This window comes from Alteromonas sp. AWM4_230 (assembly GCF_056158305.1).
Map to the genome: position 1 here is coordinate 2969241 of NZ_JBSWTB010000001.1, position 17907 is coordinate 2987147.

A 17907-nucleotide genomic window follows, 5' to 3' on the forward strand; every position below is an offset into this window, starting at 1 on the left:
TTTCATCTGATATTTATTAAAAGTGCTCCATGCTGTATATTTCGCCGTAATAACCTAAGTTGAAATAAAAGGTGAAAGGAAATTACTGCGTGATTGAGAACGAAAAGAAATCTCCACTCAATAAGCCGGTGTTTATAACGTCTTCTGCGTTAATCATCTGCTTACTAATCTTCGCTGCGGGCACGCCCGAACTTGCAGACTCTGTCTTCCAAAAATTACAAAGTGTAATTGTTTCAAATGGCAGTTGGTTTTACGTTCTAACCGTTACTATCATTGTTCTAGCAGTGGTGTATTTGGGCATGTCTCGCTATGGCGAAATTAAGTTAGGGCCTGACCACGCCACACCAGAGTTTAGTTTTGGTACTTGGCTAAGTATGCTGTTTGCTGCAGGTATGGGCATTGGGTTAATGTTTTTCGGTGTAGCTGAACCATTAATGCACTTTATGTCTCCGCCCACGGCACAGGCAGAAAGTATAGATGCCGTGCGCGAAGCGATGAAAACGACCTTCTTCCATTGGGGTATACACGCGTGGGCTATTTACGCGGTGGTAGCACTCATACTCGGTTATTTTGCCTACCGCCAAAACTTGCCCTTAACCCTTCGCTCTGCACTTTACCCACTTATCGGCGACCGTATCTATGGCTGGCCTGGCCATGTAGTAGATATATTTGCAGTAACCTCAACGGTATTTGGTATTTCTACGTCGCTTGGCTTTGGCGCTTCGCAAGTTAACGCGGGCTTTAACTATCTGTTTGGTTTGCCCTCTAATACTGGTGTTCAAATTGCCATTATGGCAGGCGTAGTTGGTCTGGCGGTTATTTCGGTAACTACTGGTCTAGATAAAGGTATTCGTCGCCTTTCAGAAACCAACATGGTTCTGGCTATTATTTTGCTGCTAATTGTATTGTCTTTAGGTCCAACGGTATTTTTACTACAGGCCTTTATGCAAAACACAGGCGCATACTTGTCTGACATAGTGCGAAATACCTTTAATTTGTACACCTATGAAAAAACCGATTGGATTGGTGGCTGGACCATCTTCTATTGGGGATGGTGGTTAGCATGGGCGCCTTTCGTAGGTCTATTTATAGCGCGTATCTCGTTCGGCCGAACTATTCGCGAATTCGTTATGGGCGTTCTACTTATCCCTTCTGCGTTTACGCTATTTTGGATGACCATATTCGGTAACGGTGCTATCGACCAAGTATTGGTGCAAGGAAAAGACGTACTGGCACAAATGGTTAACGACGATACCTCCGTTGCGTTGTTTGTATTCTTAGAACAGTTTCCATTTGCTTCAGTTCTTAGTTTTATTGCCGTGCTTATGGTAATTATATTCTTTGTAACATCGTGTGATTCTGGCGCAATGGTAGTCGACATGCTTTGTTCCCACGGTGAAAACGATACGCCGTTGTGGCAACGTGTTTACTGGGCGCTTGGAGTAGGTATAGTCAGTTCAATACTTCTTTATGCTGGCGGACTAGGCGCACTCCAAACAATGACAATTGCAGCTGCCCTGCCTTTTGCTATTGTGCTGCTCATCGCTATTTCCGGTTTGCTAAAAGCACTGAGGATTGAGTCTTATAAACGAGAAAGTCTGCAAGTAATGGCTGGTACGCCTTTGCATAACGATTCAGATAAAAACTGGAAAGACCGATTAGAGAACATCGTTACTTTCCCAGATGAAAATGCGGTTCGCCGATATGCAAACAAGGTGGTGATGCCTGCACTAACGGAAGTGGGTGAAGAGTTTAAGTCTCAGCAGTTTGATATAAAAATTGAAGATACTGCCGAAGCACTTATTCTGACCGTTGATATGGGTAACGACCCAGAATTTATCTATGCGGTATACCTAGTGCCGACAGAACAGCCTGAATTTGGTCCAAGCGATACAGCAACACTGGACGAAAACAAAAAGGCAACGTACTATCGCGCCGAGGTTCACCTGAGTGAAGGTGGTCAGAACTATGACATTATGGGTTGGTCGAAAATCTCAGTCATTAATGACGTAATCGATCACTACCATAAGCACCAACATTTTATTCATTTGCTTAAGTAACCAACTGGTTACGCATTTGTTGGAAGTAATATGCGAAAAGAAGAAGAACTATTAGTGGCACTACGGCGCGTTATTCGCGCTGTAGACCTACGCAGCAAGCAGCTAAGTAAACACGTGGGTTTGACAGGTCCACAACTGTTAGTAATGCAAAATATTGAAGAGCGCCCCGGCATTATGGTGCGCGAAATTGCAGAGAATATTAATTTAAGCCCTGCAACTATAACCAATATTTTAGACAGACTAGAGTCTAGAGACTTAGCTACGCGCATTAGAAGTACACAGGACAAGCGTAAAGTGGGCGTGTTTTTGACCGAGCGCGGAAAAGAAGCGGTGGTAGACGCCCCGCGCCCGCTTCAGGAACACTTTGTCGAGCGTTTTTCTCAGCTAAAAGAATGGGAGCAAAGCCAAATGGTAGCTACCGTTCAGCGTATTGCTAGTATGATGGATGCTGAAGATATTGATGCCTCACCTTTCTTGGAGCTAGGCAGCATTTCAGAAAAAAGCTAATAGCTTCTATCTTTTCTAAAAAAATGGCCTTCAATATGAAGGCCATTTTTGTATCTGTAATAAACGTATATTGCATGATGCGAAACTAGGACTTCGCTTTCAGCGGGTTTACTTTTCCACCGGTAATTTTGTCTGCCCTACCTTCTTCTTTGGCCTTTTCAGCACGACGTTTTCGAATCTCTTTAGGATCAGCTATCAGCGGGCGATAAATTTCAATTCGATCGCCATCGTTAAGTGTATCGCGTAACTTAACAACGCGGCTCCATATACCCACTTTTGTGGCTTTTAAGTCGATTTCGGGAAACTGCTCAAGCACGTTAGACGCATTAATCCCCTCTTCTACCGTCGCATTTTCATGAATAGCAACATCAATGATAGTTTGCTTGGTGGGCAGTGCGTAGGCAACCTCAATATTGATGAGCTTATTACTCATGCGTACACACTCCGCGCTCGGTCTGTGAAAGCTGTAACCATACTAGTAGCTAAACTGTTGAACACTTTTCCGAATGCCATCTCTGCCAGCTTATTACTGAATTCAAATTCAAGGTTAAGCTCTATTTTACACGCTTCTTCAGAAAGCGCTGAAAATGTCCAGCCGCCAGTTAACGAACGAAACGGCCCGTCTACTAGCTGCATTTGAATACTTCTGCCTGGCTCTAGAACATTATGTGTTGTAAACCACTGTTTGATACCGGCTTTTGCAACAAGCAAAGATGCTTTCATGCTTTGCGCTGAGGTGTCGAGGATTTTACTATCGGTACAGCCTGGCAAAAACTCAGGGTAGGAAGCTACATCGTTGACTAAGTTAAACATGGCTTCTGCGCTATGAGCTACAAGCGCGCTTCTATGAATACTTGGCATTGATCCCACTACAATTAAAACTCTTAGAGGCATTGTATCACAGAAATTTTGTATCGCTTGTATTCGGTTTTGAACCAAATGCCCCAATATAAGATAACAATGACAACTAAAGACATTCCTTTGAACAATCAGTATAATAGCCAGCATGAAAAAGAATAAAGCCAACAAAAACACCTCAGGAAATATCGCGCAGAACAAAAAGGCGCGTCATGACTATTTCCTAGAAGACAAGTTCGAAGCCGGACTTGAGCTTCAAGGGTGGGAAATTAAAAGTATTCGTGCCGGTAAAGTAAACATTACCGACGCGTACATTATTATCCAAAATGCCGAAGCCTATTTGGTAGGTTGTAGAATTAGCCCGCTAAATCAGGCATCTACCCACGTAATTGCTGCGCCTGAACGCGCGCGCAAACTCTTGCTTAAAAAGCGTGAGATAGATCGCTTAATGGGCGCCCGTGACCGCCAGGGCTACTCGATTGTTGCAACGTCTATGTATTGGAAAAAGTGTTGGGTGAAACTAGAAATTCACTTAGCTAAAGGTAAGCACGCTCACGACAAGCGCGACACTTTGAAAGATAAAGACTGGCAACGCCAAAAAGAAAGAATGATGAAACACAGCGTTTAACGCTGTGTTTTTATAAGTGGTGCTGTAAAAGGAAGCTGTTTAAGGCAGCGTTTAAATAAAGTAGCCTTCTGAAAAATCTTACCTAAACAGTATTTGCGTTAGCCTACATCTCGTTTGGTCATCTTCTTTCGATGCAGCATATCAAGAATAAGACTCCAAAGCGGTGACGGGTTTCTTAGCGTGGTTAGGTTATTTCCCAATCGCCTAAGCTGTCGTCGCACCATCGCCATATTCGCAAGGCTTGCCAACGATTTATCTTTCCAAGCACAGTGTGGAATAATGCCAGAATAAGTCCATTCTTGCTGCCATTTTTTAGCCAGGTCGGGCGTAATAGCCAAAGCACTGGCTAAGCCTACCATCGCGCAGCCTTGCTCTATCACCTCTTCTGCCACTTCGGCCCGTTTAATGCCGCCTGTGGTCATAAGTGGGATATGGGTTTTACTCACTAAGGCCTGTGCAAATTCTAGAAAGTATGCCTCTCTGGCAAGAGTGGTATCGTCCCGTGTTTGGCCCTGCATAGCAGGCGCTTCATAACTACCGCCAGACAGTTCAACCACATCTACACCCAAGGCTTCTAAGCGGTTTACCACTTCACAAGCATCATCAAAAGAAAATCCGTTCTTTTGAAAATCAGCAGAGTTAAGCTTTACCATAACAATGAAGTTTTTAGCGCAAACCGCTCTAACTTGGCTGACTATATTTATTAATAAACGAGCGCGGTTAATAATAGAACCGCCCCACTCATCTTGGCGCTGATTAGTAAGCGGAGATAAAAATTGTGTAAGTAAGTAGCCGTGAGCGGCGTGAATTTCAACGCCATCAAAGCCAGCTTTTTCAGCTTGCTTAGCCGTTTCGACAAAGCGCTTGCATACATCATGGATGTCTTGGCAGGTCATTTCTCGCGGCTGAGCAAATAGTTTAGAGTGTTTGCCCATATCCAGCGGTACCGCAGAAGGCGCAATAGCTTTGCCCTGCATAGCTTTAAATACTTGGCGACCAGGGTGATTAATCTGCATGATGGCTAATGCGCCATTCGACTTAATGATCTTTGCCCACTTTTGAAACGGTGCAATATCGGTATCTTTTTCTAGTGCAACACCGCCTGGCCCCGTCATAGCTGCTTTATCAACCATAACGTTGCCCGTAATTACCATGCCTAAATTACCATGGGCCCAGTATCGATAAAGTGAATATAAAGACTCACCGGGAATGTTTCCCATGCTCGACATATTTTCTTCCATTGCGGCTTTAACAAGACGGTTTCGCGCTGTTACGCCACACGGCAGGGTATAAGGAGAATACAATATGGAATCTGAAGACATTTACACTACAAGCCTTTTAATTATGCTGACGTACTTTAATGGTTCTTGCCGCTAATTGCATCCTTACATAGGTACTTATTCCTTAAAAATTCTCTAAAAAATTATTAAGCAGATTGTTCTTTTAATTAAAACACAAAGCTATCTTTAAACATTCTTACCTCAATAGTAGTGCAGGCCCTTGAAAACTAATGTTACTAGCCACATATTAAAGTTAAGTCGATAATAGATTTGCTGTTATGAAGGTAACTTTGTTTACTAGCTTGCATAGTAAGCTTTTGAAAACATAAGTGTTATTTTTGGTTGTTTTATAGCCAAACCCTTAAAATTTAAAGCGTTTTCTAAAAGAAAGCATTTAATGACGTAACATTTGTGCTATTATTGAAAATCACACTCGGGGCTGATTAGGATTCGACAGGATCTAGGAAGCCGGAGGTGCATGCAGAGGAGCGGTTGGCCTCTTAAAAAAGCCGCATTTAAATAGTCGCAAACGACGAAACTTACGCACTAGCCGCTTAATAACCGGTATAGGCCCTTCCACCCTAGTCTCTTCCTGCTAGCGGGGATTCGGAAGGTCATCCAAGTAGGATAGCGAGGGAACCTTGTCTAAGGGTGAACCGCGAAACAGTATTAGGCCAGCTGCAAGGAAATCCTGTTTGTCGGAGTTCCAAGCAGTTAAATAAATGACAAACTAAGCATGTAGTACCAAAGGTAGACATTTTCTGGACGCGGGTTCAAATCCCGCCAGCTCCACCAAATTAGAGGTGCAAGTTATTATAAAACAGTAACTTGCACCTTTTTTATATGTGTAGAGTTAGCGTAGTGTCACGATAAGGTGTCACGAAATGAAAACCCGCTACCTCTATAGAAACAAGCATGGCGTTTACTGTTTACGCTTTGAACTTCAATCTAAGCCTAAAAACACGTATCGCCAACTTTTGATATCATTGCGAACCAAAGAACCACGTATTGCACTTCAGCATTACAGCACGGTCATGCCCGAAATTTATAGAGTTCTTTGTAATTACAGCGACAGTCTAAGGTTGAACGTGTCTGAAGCACCCAACGTTTTTGAAGTGAAACGAACGATTAGAGAGTTAGTAGCCCGAATCGTAGAGACAGAAAAAGACTCTTCTGTCTCAAATTTAATGTCACAGGTTCGTTATCGTAAACTGGACAACTATCTAGACGCAACATTTGAATCTCTGGACTTGACTGAATCGCAGCTTATGGCTCTAAAACGCAAGCTGAGTATTTCAGAGTCAAGAGAAAGAGCATTGGTTACCTCACTGACGAGTCAATCAACGACAGCCTCACCTGCTAGCATAGAGAGCCATCCTATAGGTGAGCTCGTAGACGATTACTTTAATTTTAAGCGAAAAAGTTGGGGCACTAGGACAGCTACGCAAGCTTTGTCTAACCTTATTCGGTTTGCCGAGATTATCAATTTTGAATGCCCTTCAGCTCAAATCGACGGAAAATTGATACAGCATTATGTAAATGTCATGACTAAGCTCCCAAAAAATGCTGGTAAACGGAGGAAAGAGGTCACGACAACCGATGCAGAATTAGTGGCAAAGTGGTGGCTAGACTTATCTGTAAGCCACACTGAAACTGTTTTAGGAGCGGGTGGCCTAGAGAAGCACTTCTCCGACATTCGAATGTTTATAAAATGGTTACACGAACGGCACTACGTCTCTCTCGATTTCTCGAAGCACCTTGAATTAGCTAAACCAAAAGGCGCGAAGTTTGTAGAGAAAAGAGCAATGTATGATACGGCGCATATATCCAAGATCTTTTCGAGCTATATATATGGCGATACGTTAAGAAATAGAGAAGCCCCTAAATCATATCATTTCTGGGCACCATTGATTGCGCTTCACACAGGCATGAGAATTTCAGAGATTGCTTGTTTAGAGGTGCAAGACATCTTCTATGAAGATGGAATATTGGTGTTCTCTGTCAATGATGAGTGGAAGTCAGATGAACTAAAGAAAAGCCAATTTTCCAAATCTAAAAAGACTAAGGATTCTTTGCGGAACATACCTGTTGCCGATGCTGTTTTGAATTCTGGTTTGCTTGATTTCATAGGGAAACGAAAGTCTGGCTTACTCTTTTACGACCTAAATCTGAGCGATACAAAGGGTTTGGGCAACACTATTTCTAAATGGTACAACGAAGCCTTTGTTAAGTATGCCAACATCCCGAAGCGAAATGATAAAAACACTCCGCTAGCCTTTCACTCATTTAGGCACACGTTTACTTCGCTTCTTGATAAAACGACTATTAAAGAACAGCCTCTAAGACGAAATGAAGCCTTTTATGTTACAGGCCATAGAGATGACAGCGTGAGAACCCAAACGTACAACCACGGCAGTTACAGCGGCTCGTTTATAAAAGCTTATATTGATGCTATCGACTTCGGTATTGATTGGAGTGCGGTGTCATACAAAAAGTTTCGAGAGCGTCGTAAAGCATAAAAACTAGTCATAGGTCCAGTTTTATCTCCAGCCGCTAATGGCTACTCTGCCAAATAAGCATAAGGAAATTAACATGGAAAAACTGGACTTCATCAACGCATTGGACGAAATCGATTTAGTCCTTACTATCACAATATCCGCTTTCGACGCTGAGATAAATGAGCAACATTTATGCCTTCTAAAAGATAGTATTAACCTGTCTCAACGCGAGCTTTCAGCTCTGCTTCAGAAACTAGAGTTCATGAGTCAGAGTGATTGGTTAGTTTAGGGACGAGCTTAGCAGGTTTCATATACCAGAGTTTCTATTCTTTAAGCACGAACACGTGAGTGAAGCTTTAAGTACTTAAAGTAGCCGCCAGTTACTTCCAAATGAGTTAAGTAAACAAGCCCCTCACCAATGATAAAAGTTGATATTTTTTAGAGATTAGGTTGATTGTTAACCTTACTAAAGCCCCACGCCTCTGTATCATCTATAAAAGTCTCATATTCGGGAGCTATCCCTACCGCTTCAAATACGCGGTAGACAATTTGAGCCGACAGTAAATATGGTATGAACTGACGATTTTTTTCAGAATCAAGATTAACACAGCGCTTAGCGCTCTCAATTAATAACATATTTTGTTCACAAGGTTCTTGTGGTACAACAATAATGTTGTCCACAGTTAGTGGAATAGAATGTGTCTGAGCCCTTTCTATAAACTTTTTGGAATCCACAAATGGAGATGTATGAAATACATTTCTTAGCGTAAAGCATGAATAAATATCTCGTGTATCCTCCGTGACTTTTAGCAGATGAAGATAGGTGTTAAGCAGCGAAGCCACAGCTTGAACAAAGAGCGAATAATCAACTATTTTGATTGTTGAATAGCCAGCTTCATCTGCGAGAATGCAAAAATCCCTAGCATATTTATTCTGTGCGTGCGTTTCGAGAAATCTCGCTATATCAAAACAACTCAACGGTATGTCGAACCGCGCCATCCCATTGTGCCACCATCTAAATGTTAGGGTGGCTAGGCTGGGATCATTCTTAACAATTTGACGTGCAACAAAACCGTCAGCTGTTGAGTTAATGCCTTGCATGGGTGCATGAACGCCTTCCACAGTTTTGTCAGCATTTCTTACAATGTTAGAAAACTTAGCAAATGTTAACTCCTCAGCAGGACCTAGTTGACCTTGAGATGGTTTGAAATAGATATGTGCCCATGGTTGCTCTGATTGGCTAGGTGGTAATGCTGGGATGCTCGTTAAAAACTCAGCGATCTTACTTTTCTTTTCATTGCCGCGCTTCCACAAATCATCAAGTAGATATCTATCTATTTCTTCTTTTGGCTTAGATTGGTCAGCTAATCTTCGATAAATTCTTCCTGATGAGTGTATATGTGGGGTATTTTGGCTCATTGGAATTCCAATAATTAGTATTGATTTCCCTTCAGATAATCCAACTTCATCAACGGGCCCCTCTACTACTCTCTCTTCATACAAAACTTCTGGATTAATATGTGAAGATGATGCTTCCCGAATATCCCTAGAGACTTTTTCAAGCTCAGAATTTTGTATACCTACAAATTCGGATGCTGTTCGACTCCCGTCAGTGTTCTCTTTAACCCCAAGAATTAACCAACCACCATATTGATTAGCAAAAGCAGACATATGTTTTGCGAAGTCAGTGATTTTTAATCCCTGACTTTTGTAGTCAATATACCAACCCTCCGAAACTTCTTTAAGTATAAGTAGATCTTCGTGGTCAATGTCCTCAATATTTTTTTGAAATGGGTAGTAAGAATAGTTCAACAAGTCCATGTCTCCCAAATAATTTATTCTGAAATCACACTGTAAAATTTGTATGTTCTCTTCACATACGCTACGGCCATACAAAACAACGTAGTTGAGAAAAAGCAGATGGTCCGCGATACCGTTTTTTTTTCGCTCTGCGCGAATTGCAAAATATCAAATAATGTTTAAATTACCACGAATTACTTTGATAATTGATTACGTTACAAATATCCTTTCTTTATTATCCAATGCATACCGAGATAGATAGTGCTAAACCTTCGTGTTTGCGCTCGATAGATTAGCGTGAGCGCCTTTAAGAACACTTTTCATGTTCTGAAACACACACGCACTACAAATTTTGATTCGTACCTCATTCGAGCTTATAGTGCGCCTAAAGCGTATCCTTCTTGTCACAACTGGATATCTTTTTAAATATTCCTTCAACATGGACTTTCTATAAGGGTTCTTTGATACGTTCGATTTTTTTGAAACCATACCCACTGCACCAAAAACTTTATATCTAGGGCTTTGGGTCTAACAACTGTGATAATTAACCCTTAACGCTATTAGGTTGACTATTTGAAACAGTTTCTGTGTCGACATCAAATCCATCAATAGCGGGGAGCGCGAAGTTTTCTACATAGCGCAACAATTTTTCGAAGCGTAACGCGGCTTCTGTTTGTGAATAGAGTTGTTCTGCAGCACTCTCAATTACAATACGTGCACCAATAAGCGTTGCTTTGTGTTGCTGATTGGCCATGGCATTCAATCGACAAACAGTGCCTTTACGAAGAAATCGCGAAGCATTTTCACGCAATGCGGTTACTTCAATGCCATTTATAAATTCTAATGTCATCAGTGTGACCAAATAGCCATAGCTGAATTTAAGCTGTTGTTTATCAACACTATCAACCTTTTGCGTTAATGCTATTTTATCTTCTTCTTGGGCCACTAGTCGAATCAAGTTGTAACTATTGTCCAAGCGCTTTAGTTGTCTAGCATTAGTCAAACCAAAATGGGTAGCCCAGTAATAGAGCGCTGCTTTTTGGTGGTCACTCAAGCCCTTAAGGACTTCTGGTTTTGGAGGCTCTGATTTTGGCTCAGTCTCTAATATCAATTTAGCAAGCTCGTATTCGCTCAATCCATCGTCTTCAATGAATGAATCTAAATCTAGTCCATCAAGTCTCGAAGAACGAGTCTTTATCTCTAGGTGCTCTGCTGGCGCTTGAAGTTCATCGTCTTTAATCAGATGTGCTAACCAATTCTGTTTGTTAGTGCCTTCTTCCAGCCATATATCACTTAAAAATTCAGTCAGTGATTCATTGTCGCCGTCGCTAATCACAACAGGCAATTGAATAACTTTTGCCAGATAGTCGCGAGCGATTGCGCGAGCATCCTGCAGAGTATGGTATGGCTCAACTCCCTTGTAATGCAATGCTAACGCGGCCAACGCAATACGTTGATCAACTGCCACCACTACGGTCACATGCGGTATGTGAAGTACCAGTCGAATTGCTTCAAAGGTTTTTACAATTCCCTCTGGACTACAGCGGTCTAGGTCGTCTACTACAAATAACAAACGACGGAAATTCGATAGTTTGCCTAAATAGTCGTGACATGCATCGTCTTGAAATCCTAAGCGGATTTTTGCTATTAGACGAATATCTTTTTGCATTTCGGCGATTTCACCAATGTGTGAGGCATAGTTCGGCAATTTAATATAGGTCAGGAATTCCTTGGTCATTGGCTGAGAGATAATGTACCGCAATTGTTTGGGAAGCTGCCACAAGCTAGCAATTATTGCTATTAATGCTCCGCTGGTTAATGGCTTCGAAAAATCAGGTATCTGATTTTGGTTAAGGCCCTGCCCGGCTAACCATGCCGACGCTATAACGAAAAGTGATAACCAACCAATAGACTGTAAAACTTTATTAAGATGCTTTCTTATGGCAAAAGCATAAATGATACGAACACGGCCACTCATTATCCAACCTATCTGTCGAAAAAGGTTCAAAATCGACTGTTTAAGGCGTGAGCCAGGGTCGCTTTCCATATTAACAGTCTGAAACTTATCATGACTGGTTAAAGCTGAAATCACTTCGTGGGCCATCGCCGCTTGACTGCTTTTAGCATGCTCATAGGCCCAAGCATTAAATTCACCAAACAGAAATGGCTGTTCACAGTCACGGGCTTTAAGCTCTTTCTTTAATAATGCTAATACTTGAGATTTACCGCTTCCCCAGTTTCCCATTAATCCAATAGTAAGCGGATGTATGTGCTCTTTGTCACACAAAATATTTGCCAGCCCGTTAACCAATGCACCGCGGTTTAAGGTGTCTTTATTAGCATTAATGTCTTCGGAACTTACTTTACTCAATGCCTCGTACGAAGCCTTTGTCGATCCATTGTTTTTATTTATATTTGCGATACCACTCACATATCCATTATAAAGCTTTAGCATTTGTTCTAGCGCTTCTGCTCCCTCCGCGCTAATACCAGAGCTTTCGCTAAAAAGAGTTTCGACCGCGGACTGAAATTTACCGATATGACTCATCTCAACCACCCCCTGTCGTGTGTTCGACCATAATGGTTCGTCAATTACACTATGAGTAGACAAAGCATCTTCGGCAGCTTTTAGGTCCTGAAAAAAAGCGTGAGTAGCCCCATTGGTATCTAGAACCTTACTCGCGTTATTGCAGGCAGCGATGGCACTCTCAGCTGCTTCAACCGCTCTAGAAGCTCCATATTTGGCGGTGGCAGAGGCGAACGAGGCAGCTTCCGCAGCGAACGCTACGGCTTCAGTTTTGTTTATTCCTATGGTTGAGTATGCGTCGCTAAAAGCAACCTCGGCGGCTTCTAAAGCTGTTGAAGCGATAATATCGAATGTTTCTAACTGTCGTTCTTCAACGGGCAATTTCGCCTGATGAAGTACTTCCCCGCTAGCTGAAAAACTTGCCAATACAAAACGTACGCGGTTATCGCGCCACCCAGTTGAGTCTCCACCTTCTTCTGAGGGAACAATGTGCTTATCAACTTTTTTTTCAGCTGCGGTCTGATTAGGTCGAGACTCAATCCAAAAATTAAAGTGACCAGCAATACCAATAATCGGAAGCACTCGTAAAGCCTCGCGTGCGGCCAAAACTCCGGGCCATAGGGGGTCTTTTTTACATAAGGCCTCTAGACGTTCTTTTATCTTAAGTTCACGCAAATCCATACTTGCATTTACATCCACCATAATCTTATTACATTCCCTTGTTTTATCGAAAAATTATTGAGTTTTGAGTGAACTTACTAAACCGATATTCGGCATCGGTTCTATAACAACCTTTTTATAAAGCTCAGAGAGGGCTACAGCGACTTCAACTAAATGCAAACAGTTCTTTTCGTTGTGAGCTTCTCTAGACTGCTACAACCTAGAAACCTAAGTATAAGGGTTGTTGATGAAGACAGCTTTTTTTAAGAAAGCATAGCTACCAAGGTGCATGCTTATACCTAGGACTTCGTTTACTTTACCCGAGTGATTAACGCAGTGCGAGCAGCTTTTAAATACGCTCCTCGTTTTGGCCCACCAGCAGGGGCAACCTTCAACTTAACAACTGTACCGTTTGGAAACTCATCGAGAGACGCTTTGTGAAAATATATTCGATAGGCTCTTCTCTAGCATTTAAAGGCGTTTCTGGCCGCGCTATCTAGATACCTATCTCATAGACGAAGTATATATAGATTAATATCATACCCAGTGTCATACATTTTGTGTTCATGTAGACGGTGAAACAAAGCCGAAGTAGCGAGGCTACAATTTGGGTGATTGAAGCCTATTTTTGCATGTTAGATTAGGCTTTACTTACCAACTTTTCTTCGAGAGCTTTTAATGTTTCACCTTGAGATGTTTTCCAACTTTGTGGCCCACTTCGGCTGTTTCCCGCTACTAAAGACGCTGCATATGAAGATGAACTGATCAATTTGTCCTTTATCAGTAAAAAGTAGTCCATATGTTCCTCTAGGACCCCATCTAGTATCATTCTATCCTTTATTGCCCTGCTCTTGCCCGGCATGCTTTGAGATGACTTTTTTGATATTTGAGATCCGCTCAATAACAAAAAACCATCATCGGTCAATTTCCCGCTAGCAGTAAGTTTGTGAACATTAAATTGGAATATATAGTTGATTAGATTATCGTCATCTGGTGTTGGTGAGCTAGCCGTCGATTTAAAAGACACGGGTTCCAATATTTTGTGACTAAGGCTCCCAAGTATAAGCCTAATATTGTCAATAAACTCTTCCATCGCTGCTGTATCTGCTCGCGGTAAGTTAGAGCGGGTCGGTGTATTTCCGTTCTCTAACTGATACCGGTCTGCGGATTTAGAGACTTCAACTAATCTTGACTCAAGATATTTGATATGGCCCTTGGTAAGATTTTCATCCTTACTAGTAAATATGATTACTTCATTCCAAAACTCTTTCTTACGGTCGTGATCTGCGAGTCTTTTAAAAACGTCTTCTGACTCACCAATATAGGCCAAATTGTTATCCGCGTTAGGACTCTCAAACAGGAAATAGACGCCCGGCCTTTTGCTTTCCTCCCACTTAGCTAACTCAGAAAACCTGCTCCGCGGACAGGCTAGTGCCTGACCGGTCCAATTTGCTATTTCAACGTGCCTTAAACCTGTTGGACTTCCATCAGCAAGAAATATACGAATACTTCTTCCAAATTTTGACATTAAACCTCCTTGTGTTGACCATTATTTTTTAAGCTCTATACCCTATGGATTATGCAATTTACCATCTAGCGTTTGCGACGGAGAAAGCACCGTTAGCGACTGATTTTCATGAACAAATATCCAGTGAAGATTCAAGCTTTCTCTTACATAAGGCGCCACCAATAAAGCTTGCTCCCTAAATTTTTCAATATTAGGTAAAGCAATCGCGTAAAACGAGCTCTGCACTTTCATTCTTTGAACCAACTGACCTATACAGGTTCGAAAGTCTAACCCAACTTGTGATGTTAGCCCTTTCGCTTCGATATACCATGTATCCCCGTTAATGGGATGCTTACATACTAGATCGGTATACTTGTCATCTAGAATTATGTAGCCAGCCGAAATAAAATAAGTGTCGATTGCTTCCTGAATAAAAGACTCATTTGGGAAAGCATGCTCCTTTTTATAACCACTCTTTATAGCCAATTTTCACCTCATTTGTTCTACATGTATATGCAAAATAAACGCTTACATGTAAATAGTGGTAGGAGCTATTGAACCTCCGGACTATCAAAAGACCTTACTTTACTACTTTATTCGCGGCCAGCTTTGGGTGAATTCACTAACGATCCCATTTGCGACCTTGTCGTATTCGCGACTAAGTATTTCCCAAGATAAAGGTGCGAGTTTATCAGCTATTTCAGGCTGACCAAGAACCGCAAAGCACGCAGCCAATTGTAGTTTTATAGAGGTAATCTGATCAATATTCCTGCTGTAGAACTCGTCTGATAGCACATAAGCGTCACTCTCTTCAGTAATATATTCAAGAATCTCTGATTCGCCTATATTAAACAAATATCTTTCAAGTTGGCCTATGTCACATAATTTTTTAGAAGTATTCAAACTTCACTCCTTTTGAAATTTTTAAACGCGTCTTGTTGGCGGCTTAAGGTTAGTGAAGATGATGACATACATATTCAGACACTTCCTTATAAATCTACATTTGTAACAGAACCTTCCACTTGAACAATAACCATTTCTCGCTCATTGGCTGTATCAGAATATTAAAGTCTATAATCACCACTGCTCTACTTACGTGAGTACTATCGTGGCGGCAATAGGTAATCTGAATAATGAGTACGTCAAAATTTCTTTTAAAATTGGGTGGTCTTAAGAATGTAGCAGGATTTTGTTTGACTATATTTGTCTCAAAAGTCATCCATAGTGTGCTTTTCTATGACAATTCGGACAAAGTGCGATGGCGTTGGAAACAGTATCAGTACCGCCCTTAGACAACGGCTTTTTATGGTGAACTTCGAGAAACGGCTCGCTACTTGATTTTTTAAAGAAAGGGGCAGGTCTTTTGCAACTTTCACAAATACCACCAGCTCTCAACAGCACTTCTGCTACAACGTCTGGGTTGCGAATAAATACAGCCGTTAATACCATCGCTACACGTGGTTTCTGCGAAGCTTTTTTAAGTCGCTTCCTTCGCTGCTCTTGTGAGTCATTCTTGGAGTTAATTACTTTTTTTTGAAATTGTTTGTCTAGTTCTGAATGACTACATATCACCGTAAATCCAAGTCGTTCAAAGACCGGCCGAACTCTTTGGTATACCCCACCAGAACTCTTCTTTTTTAGGTGAAACCCAAACTGCTCCTTAAACGCAGCCCAGAGAATTGGTTTAGCATCGTACTGCTTCCCTTTGTACAAAACGAAATACTTTGTAGCACGAGAGAATCCAGATTTCTCGAGGAACTTGTCTCTACCTAACGAATTGAACTTACCTATCGCGCGTATAACTGCTTGTTTATCGTTTACGTCTTCGAAATTCAATTGTTTGTCCACTGCTGTTTCCTTCGATTCAAGTCTAATAACTTTTCAAAATAGCCGTCCATCAGGTTCAAGTCCACTTTATCAGTGTACTGATGAAGAGATACTGTCACCAAGATTCCATGTTCAAAAAATGGCCGCCGAAAATTGGCGACCATTTCACTTTTTAGCCTTAGACGGTGTCACACTAGCAGTGAATCAGTCTTGACGTTCTTGAGTTATATGAGCCATCAATTTTTGTGAAATTTCATCTAACGTTTTATCAAGCGCGCTATCCCAAGGATGTCCATTTCGATTACTACTCTGCATAACGAAGCTTTTATCTCCAATTTTCGCCTCTGCTGTGCTTTCACAGTCAGGAATAAAGTGGCCACCACAACGAACTGAAAGAATTTTTAAATCAATCACTTTATCAAATCTACCAATTTGGTTAGTAATTGCAGCCTGATGAGTTCTCGCTATCAACCTTTCGTTTAGTTCGTAGTAACTCCCCTTAATCGTCGTAATACCATCAGTGAGAACCGTTCTAACATCACCAGGACTTTGAGTATTGCGGATTTCTAATAGGGGATCTCCGCTTATTTCAGGCGCTGCAAATTGTCTATAGTGTGTTGTACAGCCACCTAGAGCCGAGATAAGAACCAAAGATATTATTTTTTTCATTGCTGTCCTCTAGCAAACTTCTTCTGCGGGGGTTATTAATTAACCATGACGTTCCCCGTGCCAAGCATTGCTTGAACGCCATGATTCAGTGGTCTAACTAATAAGAGGGAGAGTCGATAAATTTCAAGACAGAAAGCGTACTTAGAGTTGATTTAAAGGAGGCATTTATCAAATTACAAACTCTAACTTACCGAAACGCGCTGATTTAATCGTACTGAACTTCTTAGAATCCTATCGGCGCACCAAATATAGAATTACGATTGAAAACAAATATTAATCCTCTTAAATCATCTAGCACGTGCAAAATATCTGATATCAGACAAATAGTGCACAATGGTTCCAAGAGCGAGCCAAATAACAGCATTTACTAGGCAAGCAGCAAACCACATGTGCCCAAAAGGAGTTGCTTCATAGAAGAAATATTGAATAATTCCGAAAGCAATTGAGCAAAATGAAAATAGAAAAAGAACCCAGCTTACAAAAGGTATCCGTGGATTTTCCACTGTAGAAGCTTCTCCACTATCCGAGACAGCTATATTATCAGGAGTTTGCGCAATAGCTTGATTTTGAAGAGATTCGTTTAACTCATATTGTTTCAAGACGTATGGTCGGAAGCTTAATCCCAATGGCTCACCAAGAAGTGAAGAAGTTTTGAACATATTACCTTCACGTATATATTCAATTTCGCAAGACGACTTTCCAGAGCTTTCTGCTACGCTCATTTCATGTCGAAGGGATTCTTTATCAACTAAGGCTTTGCCATCAAGGTTTACTAAAACGTCTCCAGGCTTGAGCCCAAGTCCGTAAGCTTGTGACCCATTATCGACTTTAGTTACTTTTAGTCCTTTCATTTCAAAATCCTTTTTGACTCTTTGCTTTAAAATCAAGCCTTTAACGGCTCATATAACCATTTCTCTTATGTCGATAAAGCTAACACAAAAATGTATGCGATATCAAAATGAAAAGTTACACTTTGTCTCAAAAATGCACTGTTCTCAAAGACTAAGCGAACGCTCAGTCTTATATACGCTCTAGTTTGAATAGCCTCAATCGCACGGAAGAATGGTAACCGAAGGCCTGAGACCT

16 protein-coding genes and 1 other RNA gene are annotated in these 17907 nt (G+C 41.4%); 6 read left to right on the top strand and 11 right to left on the bottom strand.

Translation table 11 applies throughout. The annotated features are described in order from the left end of the window. Positions 1–89: 89 nt before the first annotated feature. Positions 90–2060 carry a BCCT family transporter gene (locus tag ACXACS_RS12805; RefSeq protein ID WP_474807088.1) on the top strand — a complete coding sequence of 657 codons (1971 nt, stop codon included), beginning with the start codon at positions 90–92 and terminating at the stop codon, positions 2058–2060. A 30-nt stretch (positions 2061–2090) separates the two neighbouring features. Beyond that, positions 2091–2567, top strand: coding sequence for a MarR family winged helix-turn-helix transcriptional regulator (locus tag ACXACS_RS12810; RefSeq protein WP_012518305.1), 477 nt, complete (start codon positions 2091–2093; stop codon positions 2565–2567). Between the two features lie 85 nt (positions 2568–2652). Here ACXACS_RS12810 and ACXACS_RS12815 read toward each other — a convergent pair whose 3' ends face one another. Beyond that, positions 2653–3000, bottom strand: a complete 348-nt coding sequence (locus ACXACS_RS12815) for an RnfH family protein (RefSeq protein ID WP_136781355.1) — start codon at positions 2998–3000, stop codon at positions 2653–2655. Continuing rightward, positions 2997–3428, bottom strand: coding sequence for a type II toxin-antitoxin system RatA family toxin (locus ACXACS_RS12820; protein WP_474807091.1), 432 nt, complete (start codon positions 3426–3428; stop codon positions 2997–2999). Before ACXACS_RS12820 ends, ACXACS_RS12815 begins: the two co-directional genes overlap by 4 nt. A gap of 145 nt (positions 3429–3573) precedes the next feature. Here ACXACS_RS12820 and smpB point away from each other — a divergent pair, with 145 nt between their 5' ends. Continuing rightward, complete coding sequence (gene smpB, locus ACXACS_RS12825) at positions 3574–4053, top strand: SsrA-binding protein SmpB (RefSeq protein ID WP_179983283.1); 480 nt, start codon at positions 3574–3576, stop codon at positions 4051–4053. A gap of 98 nt (positions 4054–4151) precedes the next feature. On the opposite strand, the gene ACXACS_RS12830 is transcribed toward smpB, so the two are convergent. Then, on the bottom strand, positions 4152–5375 hold the full coding sequence (locus tag ACXACS_RS12830) for an NADH:flavin oxidoreductase/NADH oxidase family protein (RefSeq protein WP_474807092.1): 1224 nt from the start codon (positions 5373–5375) through the stop codon (positions 4152–4154). A 393-nt stretch (positions 5376–5768) separates the two neighbouring features. Here ACXACS_RS12830 and ssrA point away from each other — a divergent pair. From ssrA to ACXACS_RS12845, 3 genes are all read left to right on the top strand, one after another. After that, positions 5769–6128, top strand: a transfer-messenger RNA (tmRNA) gene (ssrA, locus tag ACXACS_RS12835). Between the two features lie 89 nt (positions 6129–6217). Beyond that, positions 6218–7852, top strand: coding sequence for a tyrosine-type recombinase/integrase (locus ACXACS_RS12840; RefSeq protein WP_171338576.1), 1635 nt, complete (start codon positions 6218–6220; stop codon positions 7850–7852). A gap of 73 nt (positions 7853–7925) precedes the next feature. Continuing rightward, a complete protein-coding gene (locus tag ACXACS_RS12845; RefSeq protein ID WP_171338577.1) occupies positions 7926–8120 on the top strand; it encodes a hypothetical protein in 195 nt (64 codons plus the stop codon). A gap of 149 nt (positions 8121–8269) precedes the next feature. Here the strand turns inward: ACXACS_RS12845 and ACXACS_RS12850 are convergent, their stop codons facing one another. From ACXACS_RS12850 to ACXACS_RS12885, 8 genes are all read right to left on the bottom strand, one after another. Further along, a complete protein-coding gene (locus tag ACXACS_RS12850; protein ID WP_171338578.1) occupies positions 8270–9646 on the bottom strand; it encodes an AlbA family DNA-binding domain-containing protein in 1377 nt (458 codons plus the stop codon). Positions 9647–10175: 529 nt separating this feature from the next. Next, positions 10176–12860 (bottom strand): P-loop NTPase fold protein, encoded by a 2685-nt coding sequence (locus tag ACXACS_RS12855; protein WP_171338579.1) that lies wholly within the window; start codon positions 12858–12860, stop codon positions 10176–10178. 598 nt (positions 12861–13458) lie between these two features. Further along, the gene (locus tag ACXACS_RS12860; RefSeq protein WP_171338580.1) at positions 13459–14346 is read right to left on the bottom strand and encodes a GIY-YIG nuclease family protein; all 888 of its coding nucleotides are present in this window, start codon (positions 14344–14346) and stop codon (positions 13459–13461) included. A 42-nt stretch (positions 14347–14388) separates the two neighbouring features. Next, entirely contained in the window at positions 14389–14811 is a 423-nt protein-coding gene (locus tag ACXACS_RS12865) for a hypothetical protein (protein ID WP_171338581.1), read from the bottom strand. Positions 14812–14913: 102 nt separating this feature from the next. Beyond that, the gene (locus tag ACXACS_RS12870) at positions 14914–15228 is read right to left on the bottom strand and encodes a hypothetical protein (RefSeq protein WP_171338582.1); all 315 of its coding nucleotides are present in this window, start codon (positions 15226–15228) and stop codon (positions 14914–14916) included. Positions 15229–15540: 312 nt separating this feature from the next. Continuing rightward, the gene (locus ACXACS_RS12875; RefSeq protein WP_216600867.1) at positions 15541–16173 is read right to left on the bottom strand and encodes an HNH endonuclease; all 633 of its coding nucleotides are present in this window, start codon (positions 16171–16173) and stop codon (positions 15541–15543) included. A gap of 183 nt (positions 16174–16356) precedes the next feature. Next, the gene (locus ACXACS_RS12880; RefSeq protein WP_171338583.1) at positions 16357–16821 is read right to left on the bottom strand and encodes a hypothetical protein; all 465 of its coding nucleotides are present in this window, start codon (positions 16819–16821) and stop codon (positions 16357–16359) included. A gap of 287 nt (positions 16822–17108) precedes the next feature. After that, complete coding sequence (locus tag ACXACS_RS12885) at positions 17109–17672, bottom strand: PDZ domain-containing protein (RefSeq protein WP_171338584.1); 564 nt, start codon at positions 17670–17672, stop codon at positions 17109–17111. Between the last annotated feature and the right edge of the window lie 235 nt (positions 17673–17907).